Here is a 12,228-nt window from a genome sequence, read left to right as displayed (position 1 = left end):
AAAGTTTCACTTTATTCTTTTAAAAGATAGGTTACTTTATTTAAAATATTTTCGATTTGTTTCGCGTTTTTACTATACATTTCGCTCGCTGATTTCGACTTTGTTTCTAGGGAAAATAGTTCAAGATCAGCATGACATTTTTTTAAAGATGCTAATAATAAAGGCTTGTTTTGAGGAGATGGCATTTGTAGTTTGTCATTATAAATGTCGATAGTAAGTTGTCCATATGAATCAACTTGACCGAGAAAGACGTTTTCGATGACAACACCGAGTTTTTCTAATTCAGAATGTAACCAAGCACGGTTATGCCCACTAGAGGATAAAGGTTCGTCTAATATATTTCCATCCATAATAACAGTTTGTGGTTCTTTTTCGTTTGCTACTTTTAAGCCGATGTCTTTTGCTGTAAGAGGTTGGCGATCCTTCTTTAATAATACATTTAATTCTCCACTCGGTTCTAGTACAGCAAATTCAACATCAGCTACGCTGAAAGCATCTTTTCCACGGAGAAGTTCCAGTAATTCGTCACTTGTATATTTTTCTTTCTTTAAGTTGTCTTCGAGTATCTTTCCATCTTTTATTAATACGGTAGATTTTCCTTCAAAGAAGTCCCGAGCTGCTTTGTTCTTTAAAGAGAGGATTCCTGTTAAAAAAGGTACCACAGCGAAAATGAGTATCGCAAAGACGCCGTGAAAAAATTTTGAATCGAGCCCTGTAGATACTTGGGCAGCGATGTCACCGATTGTCATCCCGGCTATGTATTCAAAAAAGGAAAGCTGAGAGATTTGTCTTTTCCCTAACCATTTTGTAATAGCGAATAAAATAATTAATATGAATACAGAGCGAAGAATGACAAGTGTCCATTCCGGCAGGTGAGACATAGTCATTTCCTCCAGTCTACTTAAAACCCTTTATATTGAGGTTCTTCACGTTCTAATACTGAAACTCTATTCTGTAAATCAGCGATGATGTTGTCCATTTCTAACATACATTCATGAAAGACGCGTTTTGATTCAGCGTCCTGTGAATGTAGTGAAAGGGAGCTTAAACTTGCTTGAGCGCCCCTTACACTAGCAAGGCAAGTTTTAACGCTAGCGATAACTGTCATACAAACACCTCTTATCCTTTCGGTTTGAATAGCAGAGCTCCAATGAAGCCGAAAATAATAGCTGCAGATACACCGGCACTCGTTACTTTAAACATGCCGGTAATAACGCCAACGATGCCATGTTTTGCAGCTTCTTCCATTGCACCGTGGACGAGGGCATTACCAAAGCTTGTAATGGGTACAGTTGCACCAGCACCTGCAAAGTCAATTAATGGTTCATATAGGTTGAATCCATCCAGTATAGCGCCGACAACAACAAGCGTTGCCATTGTATGAGCAGGGGTTAGTTTGCCGACATCAAACATAAGTTGGCCAATTACACATATGAGTCCGCCAATGACGAAAGCCCAGAAAAAAATCATTGCGTTGCACCTCCATATTCAATCGAAACGGCGTGAGCGATACACGGAATCGTTTCTTCTTGTTGGAATGTAAGTGGAGATAGTAAAGCGCCTGTCGCAACGACAAGTATTTTTTTGAACTCTCCTCTTTTCATCCGGTTTAATAAATGACCGTAAACGACTGTTGCAGAACATCCTGGTCCACTAGCACCAGCTATGACAGGTTGCCCCTCTCTATAAATGAGTAGCCCGCAATCTTGAAACTGTTCGCTCGTTACTTTTGTTCCGTGTTTATGTAGTAAGTCATAAGCAATTTCGCGTCCTACATGTCCGAGATCGCCTGTTACGATTAAATCGTAGTAAGAGGCATCAATTTGACGTTCACGTAAATGAGCTTCAATTGTATCGACGGCAGCTGGAGCCATTGCCCCTCCCATATTAAACGGATCCGTTAATCCCATATCAACCACTTTTCCGATTGTGGCGGATGTTACCTGGGGACCGTGTCCAGTATCGCTTAAAATAGCAGCTCCGGCGCCGGTTACTGTCCACTGTGCAGTAGGTGGCTTTTGTCCACCATATTCGGTAGGATAGCGGAATTGTTTTTCTACAGCAGTGTTATGACTTGATGCCCCGGTTAATAAATATTTAGCACCTTTTGCATTTACGATACTTGCCCCAAGTGCTAAACCTTCCATAGAAGTAGAACAAGCACCGAATAATCCGAGATAAGGAGTGCCTAGTGTACGGCAAGCAAAGCTTGTAGGGGTAATTTGATTAATTAAATCTCCTGCGAGTACGAATTGAATATCATCTTTACGAAGTTCTGCTTTTTCAGTAGCGCGGCTACAAGCTTCTTCAAATAAAATTTTATGTGCTTTTTCATAGGAATCCTGTCCGAGCCATAAATCTTCATGAAGGATATCGAAGTCTTCTGGAATTTTTCCTTTTGCTTCAAATGGCCCGCCAACGACTCCTGTCGAAATAATAACTGGTTTGTTTTCAAATACCCACGTTCGGTGTCCTTGTAACATTTATAGCCCTCCCCATTGAACGAGAATCGTTTTAATAAGTGCGATGACGAAAGCCGAAAATACACCAAATAAAATAACAGAACCAGCTAATTTGAACATATTACCGCCAACACCAAGGACAAACCCTTCCGTCCGGTGTTCGATACATGCGGCGATAACAGAGTTACCAAATCCAGTGACAGGTACAGCTGTCCCAGCACCTGCAAACTGACCGAGACGATCATATACACCGAACCCAGTTAGTAACATCGAGATGAAGATAAGAGTTGCGACTGTTGGATTTCCCGCCGAGCGTTCAGTGAAATCAAAATATGTGATATAAAACGTAGAAATGAGTTGTCCGATGAAGCAAATAAAACCACCGACGAAAAAGGCTTTAATACAATTTTTCAAGACAGGGCGCTTCGGTTCACGTTCTTGTTCGAATTTTTTATATTCCTGTTGTACAGGGGTTAAGTTTTTATCTTTACTAGACATTGCGATCCTTCCTTTTCTATTCGAAAGCGTTAAGTGTTAGATTCCATTTCTGATCCGATAAGTTTTAACTGTTTTTTGATTTCATCTTTAGATATTTCTTTTTTCTTGATTCTGTTTTCAAGCTTTTCAAGTAACATAAAGATTTTTTTATCTGTACTAACACGAACATCGAAAGTGGGATATTCATCACTTAATTGCTTTTGAAGTTTCTTGCGTAAAGGTTTTAATCCAAATCGTTCATGATGTTCAGGCTTAACTGCTATGTAGAGATCTAAATTTGAATTCACTGCAGCGCTTTTTATAATTTCATCCATAGCGATAGCTTTTTTCTTTGCTTCTTGCGATATAGATTGATTAAAGGATTCTGTACTCATCTTCGTTAATTTAGGTCCTTTTTCTTTCTCTGTTCGCTTTGCTTCTTCTTTCTTTACCTTTTTATCTAATGGGCTGTGATCACATCCGGTAAAAGAGCTAAATAGAAGGGCAAATAATGCGGTTATGAGGCCGAGTTTTCGCATGATTATCATTCCATTTCTATTGCAATATGTAATGTGATAGAAAAAGGATGACTGCATATCATCCTTTTTCTATTTCACAGCATGACGAATCCGTTATTGCTGTGAGTATTGTGGTTCTTCTTGTTGGACTTCTTCAACACGTGGGTTTAAAGAATCGATAATCGTTTGTGTTTGCTGCGCAGCTGTTTGGAAAAGTTGCTTCGCTTGTTGGTTATCCGTATCAAGAGCGAATCCCTCTAAGCTAGCTTGTGCACTTTTTAATCCAGAAACAGTTTGTTTTAATTTCGTAATTACAGTCATTGAATGAAGCCCCCTTTGGAATATCAATTCAAAGATTATAATTTGTGAGTTGAGGTGAATTTATGATTGGAAAATTTAGGTGTATTGCATATATGGATTACAATTTTGTAATGAATATGTAAGGATAAGCGATAGTGGAAAAACCCTTTTTCTCCTAGAATAAAGAGAGTAAAGCAAGTTAAGAGGATGTTTGAAGGAGAGGAAAATGAAGAAATTATTATTAGGTGTAATTGGACTTTTTATATTAGTTATTGGTGTGGCAAGTGTTTCTCATAATGAGATAACAGATAGATACAACCCGCTTGTGAAAGAGGATTGGTTATATGTAAAAGCGAAAGAATCTGGCCGACTATCCAAAATCGGAGAGGTAGCTGGCGATTATAAACTTACTGGTTATTACGCTTCGGGCGAAGGAAGAGACGTTAAGTTTTATGCACCTCGTGGGCTTCGAGAAGGAGCATATGTAAAGGTTAAAACGAAAGGCGAATATATTGAAACATACCGAGAAGTACAGCCAAATGAAATTCCAAAAGAGACTAAAGTGAAGCTAGATAAATAAAGTGGGTCAGAATTGCCTCCTAAATGTAGAAATAAGGAGGCTTTTTTATGTGGAAAAAAAGCGTATATATAATGTGCTATCAAAGAGTTTTTATTGATTAAAATGGTTTTTATTGCTATTATTATGAAGAGAAAATGAAGTATATTTTATAATCATGCGCCCATAGCTCAGTCGGATAGAGCGGTGGTTTCCGGTACCACGTCTGTCGGGGGTTCGAATCCCTCTGGGCGCGTCAAAAAGTCCTAACTTACGTTTTGTAGGTTAGGACTTTTTTATTTTCCTCTTGTTATATCTAGTTATAAGATTTACTATTAGTACTTGATAATGATTTTTTTATAGCTTATTATTTTCTTTCAATATTATTCAAATTTCGGTTGTAAGTTGTGAATCTCATTAATACATATAAATTAATAATATTTTGGAATGGGTGTCTGCGATAGGATTCTCCTTTTACCAAACTTATTGTACAATAGAAACAAGGGGGAGATTAGTTTGAAGGCAAGTCTTTTACAAGAACAAAGCTTACGTTTGGCAATGACACAAGAGTTAAGGCAAGCGATTACAATGCTCCAGTATAATGTACAAGAATTATCGGAGTTTTTGTATGAGCAATCGTTAGAGAATCCCCTTATTGAGTTAGGTGGTTTTGAGAGGGAGAAGAAAAAGAGCTCTAACAACAGTAAAAGTACCAGCAAACAAGTCGAGAATCAGATGGAAATCTACAGTGTGGATTCCACAACGATTCAGCAACATTTATTAAATCAAATACAGTATTATAAAATAGAGGAAGAAGAGCGAAAAATAGCTTCTTTCATTATTATGAACATGGATGGAAATGGGTATTTACAAGAAACGAACGAGGAGTTAGCAAATCTCCTTTCCGCACCGCTACATGTAGTTGACCGCTCTGTAGAGCTTGTCCAATCACTTGAGCCAGCAGGGGTAGGAGCGCGTAATATTCAGGAATGTCTAACTCTACAATTGAAGCGCTTACAAAGACGGAACGGATTAGCAGAAGAGGTTGTAGAAGACCATTTCGCTTATTTCGTGAAGAAAGATTGGCGAAAGCTCGTTCAAGTTCTGAAGTGTAGTAATGAGGAGTTGCAATCGGCGGTGAACTGTATTACGTCATTACAGCCGAAACCAGGTCTTGCGTTTTCTTCTGATAAACCACTTTATATTGTGCCTGATATGGCGGTGAAAAAAGATGGCGATCGTCTCGTTTTACAAATGAATGAGAGAAATATGCCGAGAATCGAAATTCATTCTGAATATAGTGCGCTTCTTAATAATAGTGAAAGCGAAGTAGCATCTTACGTATCAGAAAAGTATCAGCATGTGCAGTGGATTATGCGTAGTTTGAAACAGAGAAAACAAACACTTCTGCAAGTGATGACCATTATTATGGAAAAACAACGTGATTTCTTCTGGAAAGGCCCGGAGTATTTAAAGCCACTTGCTTTAAAAGAAGTAGCAGAAGAGTTAAGTGTGCATGAATCTACAATTAGCCGTGCAACGCGAAATAAATATGTGCAAACACCACACGGTTTATTTGAGATGAAATCGTTCTTTAGTAATGCCGTTTCAACTACTGAGGATGAAGCAGTTTCTACAAAACGTGTAAAACAATTTATTCAAACGCTTGTTGAGGCGGAGAATAAGAAAAAGCCACTTTCAGATCAAAAGATTTCAAAATTGTTAGAAGAAGAGCATGAAATCGTTATTTCTCGAAGAACAGTAGCAAAGTATAGAGAACAAATGCATATTCCAGCGTCGTCATTACGAAAAACGATTGGATAGGTGAAGAAGATGAAAGTTGTACTGTATACAAAAAAAGATTGTGGCCTTTGCGTGAAGGCGAAACAAGTTTTACAGGAAGTACAATGTGAATATTCTTTTCAAATCGAGGAAATAGATATATATGAAGATAATGACCTTTTAGAAAAATACCACTTAATGATTCCGGTTGTAGAAATAGACGGAAAACAAGTAGAATATGGTAACATTCACAAAGGTGTCATAATAAACTATATAAAGAATGCAGTTAAGAGTTGAATAAGTTTCTATCTCCTGTTACAATAATACACGTAGCAGGGATTATTTTTTTAACCTACGTGGGACACAAAATGTCACTACGGGACGTAAAGTGACCACGAGGAAAAATGAACCGATGTAGTGAGGAGAAAAAATATGCGCTCATGGATTCAGAACACAAAAAAATTATTACCTGATCTGCTACCTGTTATGCAAACGAGAATGCAGATTCTTCAATACATCAGGCTCATGCAGCCGATTGGAAGAAGAAACTTATCAGCAAGTCTCGGTATGACAGAACGAGTATTGCGAAGTGAAGTTCAAGTTTTGAAAGAACAAAACTTAGTTCACGTCGCTTCTTCTGGAATGACTTTGACAGAAGAAGGAACAGCTTTAGTTCTTGCTTTGGAAGACTTTATGAAAGAAATTTCCGGGTTAAAGGTTTTAGAAAAGCAACTTAAGGAAACATTAGACTTGGATGAAGTTTTCGTTGTCCCTGGTGATAGTGATGAATCACCTTGGGTCAAACTGGAGATGGGCCGTGCTTGTGTGACTTGTATAAAAGACCGTCTGACAGCGAATAATATCGTTGCTGTGGCTGGAGGAACTACGCTAGCTGCTGTTGCGGACATGATGCAGCTTGATTGCAAAGATTTACATATGCTATTTGTCCCAGCACGTGGTGGAATTGGAGAAGGCGTCGAGTTAGAAGCCAATACCATTTGTGCTAAGATGGCGCAAAATACGATGAGTAATTATCGCTTATTGTATGTTCCAGACCATGTTAGCAGCGAAGCATATGCGTCTATTGTGACAGAGCCTTCCGTGAAAGAAGTTCTTGAGTTGATTCGATCTTCCAATATCGTCATTCATGGAATAGGTGATGCGTTAACAATGGCACGTCGCAGAAATACTTCAGAAGCAGATTGGTTAAAGATTCAAGCAAGCGAAGCAGTTGGCGAAGCTTTCGGTTACTATTTTAATGAACAGGGAAATGTTGTTCATAAAGTAAGAACAGTTGGTATGCAACTTGAGGATTTACAAAATGTATCTCACGTTGTTGCAGTCGCTGGAGGTTCTTCGAAGGCAAAGGCAATACAGGCTGTAATTAAACAAGGGCACACTTCAATTCTAATTACAGATGAAGGTGCAGCAAAACAGTTAACAAAGGGTATTACCCTTTAATATAATCCCCCAAGGAGGAAATTCAAATGACTAAAATTGGTATTAATGGATTTGGACGTATCGGACGTAACGTATTCCGCGCAGCTCTTAACAACTCTGAGGTAGAAGTAGTAGCAATCAACGACTTAACAGATGCTAAAACATTAGCTCACCTTTTAAAATATGACACAGTTCACGGAACTTTAAATGCAGAAGTATCTGCTAACGAAAACAGCATCGTTGTTAACGGTAAAGAAATTAAAGTTATCGCTGAGCGTGACCCAGCTCAATTACCATGGAGCGACTACGGAGTAGAAGTAGTAGTAGAATCTACTGGCCGTTTCACTAAAAAATCAGACGCTGAAAAACACTTAGGTGGATCAGTTAAGAAAGTTATCATCTCAGCTCCAGCTTCTGACGAAGATATCACTGTAGTTATGGGTGTTAACCACGAACAATACGATGCAGCTAACCACAACGTAGTATCTAACGCTTCTTGTACTACAAACTGTCTAGCTCCATTCGCTAAAGTATTAAACGAAAAATTCGGCGTAAAACGCGGAATGATGACAACAATTCACTCTTACACTAACGACCAACAAATCTTAGACTTACCACACAAAGATTTACGTCGTGCTCGTGCAGCAGCTGAAAACATGATCCCAACATCTACTGGTGCAGCTAAAGCTGTAGCATTAGTATTACCAGAACTTAAAGGTAAATTAAACGGTGGCGCTGTACGTGTTCCAACTGCTAACGTTTCTCTAGTTGACCTAGTTGTTGAACTTGACAAAGAAGTAACAGTTGAAGAAGTAAATGCAGCATTCAAAGCAGCAGCTGAAGGCGAATTAAAAGGTATCCTTGGATACAGCGAAGAGCCATTAGTATCTATCGACTATAACGGATGTACAGCTTCTTCTACAATCGATGCATTATCTACAATGGTAATGGAAGGTAACATGGTTAAAGTACTTTCTTGGTACGATAACGAAACTGGTTACTCTAACCGCGTAGTAGACTTAGCAGCTTACATGACTTCTAAAGGTCTTTAATTCTTAATTATATAAGTTATCAATGACAAAACGAGGGAGAGGGTTTGTTCCCTCTCTCTCTTCTTTCGTTTTAAAAGCAAATGTGTTAAGCTTTTGAGTGGGTTTTGTCAATCCTAACTAGTAGTCGGAGGGAAATCCAATGAACAAAAAATCAATTCGTGACGTAGATTTAAAAGGTAAGCGTGTATTTTGCCGCGTTGACTTCAACGTACCTATGAAAGAAGGCAAAATTACTGATGAAACTCGTATCCGTGCAGCTCTTCCTACAATTCAATATTTAGTAGAGCAAGGTGCGAAAGTTATTTTAGCAAGTCACTTAGGCCGTCCAAAAGGTCAAGTAGTAGAAGAAATGCGTTTAACTCCAGTGGCAGCACGTTTAGGCGAGCTTCTTGGTAAAGACGTTAAAAAAGCAGACGAAGCATTCGGACCAGTTGCACAAGAAATGGTTGCAGCAATGAACGAAGGCGACGTATTAGTTCTTGAAAACGTACGTTTCTATGCGGGCGAAGAAAAGAACGATGCAGAATTAGCGAAAGAATTTGCAGCTCTTGCTGATATCTTCGTAAACGATGCATTCGGTGCAGCTCACCGTGCTCACGCTTCTACAGCAGGTATCGCAGACTACCTACCAGCAGTATCTGGCTTATTAATGGAAAAAGAGTTAGAGGTACTTGGAAAAGCACTTTCTAACCCAGAACGCCCATTCACAGCTATTATTGGTGGTGCGAAAGTAAAAGATAAAATCGGTGTAATTCGTCATCTATTAGACAAAGTAGATAACTTAATCATCGGTGGCGGACTTGCTTACACATTCGTTAAAGCTTTAGGTCATGAAATTGGTCTATCTCTATGTGAAGACGACAAGATCGAACTAGCTAAAGAATTTATGCAACTTGCAAAAGAAAAAGGCGTAAACTTCTACATGCCAGTTGATGTTGTAATCACTGAGGAATTCTCTGAAACTGCAACAACTCAAATCGTTAATATCGATTCTATCCCTTCTAACTGGGAAGGCGTGGACATCGGTCCTAAAACACGTGAAATTTATGCAGATGTAATTAAAAATTCTAAGCTTGTTGTATGGAATGGACCAATGGGTGTATTCGAAATGACTCCATTCGCAGAAGGTACAAAAGCAGTAGGACAAGCATTAGCAGATGCAGAAGGTACATACTCTGTTATCGGCGGTGGTGACTCTGCAGCAGCTGTTGAAAAATTCGGTATGGCTGATAAAATGAGCCACATTTCTACTGGCGGCGGTGCGTCATTAGAATTCATGGAAGGCAAAGAGCTTCCAGGTGTCGTTTGTCTTAACGACAAATAAGTAGCAGCCAAAGAAAAAGGACGGTGCAAAGCATGCGTAAACCAATTATCGCAGGTAACTGGAAAATGAATAAAACTCTATCTGAAGCAGTTAGCTTCGTAGAGGAAGTTAAAGGCCAAATCCCAGCAGCTTCAGCTGTTGATGCAGTAGTTTGCTCTCCAGCTCTATTCTTAGAGCGCCTTGTAGCAGCGACTGAAGGAACTGATTTACAAGTAGGTGCACAAAACATGCACTTCGAAAAAAATGGTGCATTCACTGGCGAAATTAGCCCAGTAGCACTTAGCGACTTAAAAGTAGGATACGTAGTACTTGGCCACTCTGAGCGTCGTGAAATGTTTGCTGAAACAGATGAGTCAGTAAACAAAAAGACTATCGCAGCATTTGAACATGGTTTAACACCAATCGTATGTTGTGGTGAGACTTTAGAAGAGCGCGAAAGCGGAAAAACATTTGATCTAGTAGCAGGTCAAGTGACAAAAGCACTTGCAGGTTTAACAGAAGAGCAAGTTAAAGCAACTGTTATCGCTTATGAGCCAATCTGGGCTATCGGTACAGGTAAATCTTCTTCTTCTGCAGATGCAAACGAAGTATGTGCGCACATCCGTAAAGTTGTTGCAGAAGCTGTTTCTCCAGCAGCTGCAGAAGCTGTTCGTATTCAATACGGCGGTAGCGTAAAACCAGAAAACATTAAAGAGTACATGGCACAATCTGACATCGACGGCGCTTTAGTTGGCGGTGCTAGCTTAGAGCCTGCTTCGTTCTTAGGTCTTCTGGGGGCGGTAAAATGAGAAAGCCAACAGCTTTAATCATTCTTGACGGTTTCGGACTTCGTGAAGAAACTTACGGGAATGCTGTAGCACAAGCTAAGAAACCTAATTTTGATGGTTACTGGAACAAATTCCCTCACACAACGCTTACAGCTTGTGGTGAGGCAGTAGGTCTTCCAGAAGGTCAAATGGGTAACTCTGAGGTTGGTCACTTAAATATCGGTGCTGGCCGCATTGTATATCAAAGCTTAACACGCGTTAACGTTGCAATTCGTGAAGGTGAGTTCGATAAGAACGAAACGTTCCAAAGTGCAATTAAAAGCGTAAAAGAAAAAGGTACTGCACTTCATTTATTCGGTTTACTTTCTGACGGTGGTGTGCACAGTCACATGAACCACATGTTTGCTCTTCTTCGCTTAGCAGCTAAAGAAGGCGTTGAGAAAGTATACATTCATGCATTCTTAGATGGCCGCGATGTTGGACCAAAAACAGCACAAAGCTATATTGATGCAACAAATGAAGTAATTAAAGAAACAGGAGTAGGACAATTCGCGACTATCTCTGGTCGTTATTACTCCATGGACCGTGACAAGCGTTGGGATCGCGTAGAAAAGTGTTACCGTGCTATGGTGAATGGTGAAGGCCCTACTTATAAATCAGCAGAAGAGTGTGTAGAAGACTCTTATGCAAATGGTATCTACGATGAATTCGTATTGCCGTCTGTAATTGTTAACGATGATAACACGCCAGTTGCAACAATCAATGACGATGATGCAGTTATCTTCTATAACTTCCGTCCAGACCGTGCAATTCAAATTGCTCGTGTATTTACAAACGAAGACTTCCGTGAGTTCGATCGTGGTGAAAAAGTACCTCACATTCCTGAATTCGTTTGTATGACACATTTCAGTGAAACTGTAGATGGTTACGTGGCATTTAAGCCAATGAACCTTGATAACACATTAGGTGAAGTTGTTGCGCAAGCGGGATTAAAGCAACTTCGCATCGCGGAAACTGAAAAGTATCCGCACGTTACATTCTTCTTTAGCGGTGGTCGTGAGGCTGAATTCCCAGGAGAAGAGCGTATCTTAATTAACTCACCGAAGGTTGCAACGTATGACTTGAAACCTGAAATGAGCATTTACGAAGTAACGGACGCTTTAGTAAATGAAATTGAAAATGATAAACATGATGTTATCATTCTTAACTTTGCGAACTGTGATATGGTTGGCCATTCTGGGATGATGGAACCAACAATTAAAGCAGTAGAAGCAACTGACGAATGTTTAGGAAAAGTTGTAGAAGCGATTCTTGCAAAAGATGGTGTAGCACTTATTACTGCTGACCATGGTAATGCGGATGAAGAATTAACTTCTGACGGAGAGCCAATGACAGCTCATACAACTAACCCGGTTCCTTTCATTGTTACTAAGAACGACGTAGAATTACGTGAAGATGGTATCTTAGGTGATATCGCTCCAACAATGCTTACACTTCTTGGTGTTGAGCAACCGAAAGAAATGACAGGTAAAACAATTATTAAATAATTT

The 12,228-nt window shown here is 39.4% G+C and carries 15 protein-coding genes and 1 tRNA gene; 9 read left to right on the top strand and 7 right to left on the bottom strand.

What is annotated here, in order from left to right; all coding sequences use genetic code 11:
* Nucleotides 1–11: 11 nt before the first annotated feature.
* From COL05_RS17465 to COL05_RS17435, 7 genes are all read right to left on the bottom strand, one after another.
* A complete protein-coding gene (locus COL05_RS17465; protein ID WP_098669528.1) occupies nucleotides 12–881 on the bottom strand; it encodes a DUF421 domain-containing protein in 870 nt (289 codons plus the stop codon).
* A 20-nt stretch (nucleotides 882–901) separates the two neighbouring features.
* Entirely contained in the window at nucleotides 902–1,108 is a 207-nt protein-coding gene (locus tag COL05_RS17460) for a DUF1657 domain-containing protein (RefSeq protein ID WP_098669527.1), read from the bottom strand.
* A gap of 11 nt (nucleotides 1,109–1,119) precedes the next feature.
* On the bottom strand, nucleotides 1,120–1,470 hold the full coding sequence (gene spoVAE, locus COL05_RS17455; protein WP_000575922.1) for a stage V sporulation protein AE: 351 nt from the start codon (nucleotides 1,468–1,470) through the stop codon (nucleotides 1,120–1,122).
* Nucleotides 1,467–2,483 (bottom strand): stage V sporulation protein AD, encoded by a 1,017-nt coding sequence (spoVAD, locus tag COL05_RS17450; RefSeq protein WP_098669526.1) that lies wholly within the window; start codon nucleotides 2,481–2,483, stop codon nucleotides 1,467–1,469. Before spoVAD ends, spoVAE begins: the two co-directional genes overlap by 4 nt.
* A complete protein-coding gene (spoVAC, locus tag COL05_RS17445; RefSeq protein WP_063263108.1) occupies nucleotides 2,484–2,960 on the bottom strand; it encodes a stage V sporulation protein AC in 477 nt (158 codons plus the stop codon). It lies immediately after the preceding gene.
* A 29-nt stretch (nucleotides 2,961–2,989) separates the two neighbouring features.
* Complete coding sequence (locus COL05_RS17440; RefSeq protein WP_098669525.1) at nucleotides 2,990–3,478, bottom strand: YhcN/YlaJ family sporulation lipoprotein; 489 nt, start codon at nucleotides 3,476–3,478, stop codon at nucleotides 2,990–2,992.
* Nucleotides 3,479–3,571: 93 nt separating this feature from the next.
* Nucleotides 3,572–3,778 (bottom strand): DUF1657 domain-containing protein, encoded by a 207-nt coding sequence (locus COL05_RS17435; RefSeq protein WP_000216166.1) that lies wholly within the window; start codon nucleotides 3,776–3,778, stop codon nucleotides 3,572–3,574.
* A 205-nt stretch (nucleotides 3,779–3,983) separates the two neighbouring features.
* Here COL05_RS17435 and COL05_RS17430 point away from each other — a divergent pair, with 205 nt between their 5' ends.
* The 9 genes from COL05_RS17430 to gpmI all read left to right on the top strand — a co-directional run bounded on the left by COL05_RS17430 (nucleotide 3,984) and on the right by gpmI (nucleotide 12,225).
* Nucleotides 3,984–4,337, top strand: coding sequence for a YxeA family protein (locus COL05_RS17430; protein WP_098669524.1), 354 nt, complete (start codon nucleotides 3,984–3,986; stop codon nucleotides 4,335–4,337).
* A gap of 156 nt (nucleotides 4,338–4,493) precedes the next feature.
* Nucleotides 4,494–4,569, top strand: a tRNA-Arg gene (locus tag COL05_RS17425).
* A 260-nt stretch (nucleotides 4,570–4,829) separates the two neighbouring features.
* Nucleotides 4,830–6,137 carry an RNA polymerase factor sigma-54 gene (gene rpoN, locus COL05_RS17420; RefSeq protein WP_098669523.1) on the top strand — a complete coding sequence of 436 codons (1,308 nt, stop codon included), beginning with the start codon at nucleotides 4,830–4,832 and terminating at the stop codon, nucleotides 6,135–6,137.
* A gap of 9 nt (nucleotides 6,138–6,146) precedes the next feature.
* Entirely contained in the window at nucleotides 6,147–6,392 is a 246-nt protein-coding gene (locus COL05_RS17415; protein WP_000869729.1) for a glutaredoxin family protein, read from the top strand.
* Between the two features lie 135 nt (nucleotides 6,393–6,527).
* A complete protein-coding gene (gene cggR, locus COL05_RS17410; protein ID WP_001258187.1) occupies nucleotides 6,528–7,556 on the top strand; it encodes a gapA transcriptional regulator CggR in 1,029 nt (342 codons plus the stop codon).
* A 26-nt stretch (nucleotides 7,557–7,582) separates the two neighbouring features.
* The gene (gap, locus tag COL05_RS17405; RefSeq protein WP_000161236.1) at nucleotides 7,583–8,587 is read left to right on the top strand and encodes a type I glyceraldehyde-3-phosphate dehydrogenase; all 1,005 of its coding nucleotides are present in this window, start codon (nucleotides 7,583–7,585) and stop codon (nucleotides 8,585–8,587) included.
* A 139-nt stretch (nucleotides 8,588–8,726) separates the two neighbouring features.
* Nucleotides 8,727–9,911, top strand: a complete 1,185-nt coding sequence (locus tag COL05_RS17400; RefSeq protein WP_048528177.1) for a phosphoglycerate kinase — start codon at nucleotides 8,727–8,729, stop codon at nucleotides 9,909–9,911.
* A 32-nt stretch (nucleotides 9,912–9,943) separates the two neighbouring features.
* Nucleotides 9,944–10,699 (top strand): triose-phosphate isomerase, encoded by a 756-nt coding sequence (gene tpiA / locus COL05_RS17395; RefSeq protein ID WP_001231037.1) that lies wholly within the window; start codon nucleotides 9,944–9,946, stop codon nucleotides 10,697–10,699.
* Nucleotides 10,696–12,225 (top strand): 2,3-bisphosphoglycerate-independent phosphoglycerate mutase, encoded by a 1,530-nt coding sequence (gene gpmI / locus COL05_RS17390; protein ID WP_098669522.1) that lies wholly within the window; start codon nucleotides 10,696–10,698, stop codon nucleotides 12,223–12,225. Before tpiA ends, gpmI begins: the two co-directional genes overlap by 4 nt.
* Nucleotides 12,226–12,228 lie beyond the last annotated feature (3 nt).

Source organism: Bacillus sp. AFS059628, assembly GCF_002571225.1.
In the GTDB taxonomy this organism is placed as follows: Bacteria; Bacillota; Bacilli; order Bacillales; family Bacillaceae_G; genus Bacillus_A.
Note: the sequence above shows the minus strand (reverse complement) of the source record. Positions and strands in the feature narration are given on the sequence as shown.

Coding starts and splice junctions, on each gene's coding strand:
- gap (WP_000161236.1), top strand. CDS start 7,583: ATGACTAAAATTGGTATTAATGGATTTGGACGTATCGGACGTAACGTA.
- COL05_RS17440 (WP_098669525.1), bottom strand. CDS start 3,478: ATGCGAAAACTCGGCCTCATAACCGCATTATTTGCCCTTCTATTTAGC.
- COL05_RS17435 (WP_000216166.1), bottom strand. CDS start 3,778: ATGACTGTAATTACGAAATTAAAACAAACTGTTTCTGGATTAAAAAGT.
- cggR (WP_001258187.1), top strand. CDS start 6,528: ATGCGCTCATGGATTCAGAACACAAAAAAATTATTACCTGATCTGCTA.
- gpmI (WP_098669522.1), top strand. CDS start 10,696: ATGAGAAAGCCAACAGCTTTAATCATTCTTGACGGTTTCGGACTTCGT.
- COL05_RS17400 (WP_048528177.1), top strand. CDS start 8,727: ATGAACAAAAAATCAATTCGTGACGTAGATTTAAAAGGTAAGCGTGTA.
- spoVAC (WP_063263108.1), bottom strand. CDS start 2,960: ATGTCTAGTAAAGATAAAAACTTAACCCCTGTACAACAGGAATATAAA.
- spoVAD (WP_098669526.1), bottom strand. CDS start 2,483: ATGTTACAAGGACACCGAACGTGGGTATTTGAAAACAAACCAGTTATT.
- spoVAE (WP_000575922.1), bottom strand. CDS start 1,470: ATGATTTTTTTCTGGGCTTTCGTCATTGGCGGACTCATATGTGTAATT.
- tpiA (WP_001231037.1), top strand. CDS start 9,944: ATGCGTAAACCAATTATCGCAGGTAACTGGAAAATGAATAAAACTCTA.
- COL05_RS17465 (WP_098669528.1), bottom strand. CDS start 881: ATGTCTCACCTGCCGGAATGGACACTTGTCATTCTTCGCTCTGTATTC.
- COL05_RS17460 (WP_098669527.1), bottom strand. CDS start 1,108: ATGACAGTTATCGCTAGCGTTAAAACTTGCCTTGCTAGTGTAAGGGGC.
- COL05_RS17415 (WP_000869729.1), top strand. CDS start 6,147: ATGAAAGTTGTACTGTATACAAAAAAAGATTGTGGCCTTTGCGTGAAG.
- COL05_RS17430 (WP_098669524.1), top strand. CDS start 3,984: ATGAAGAAATTATTATTAGGTGTAATTGGACTTTTTATATTAGTTATT.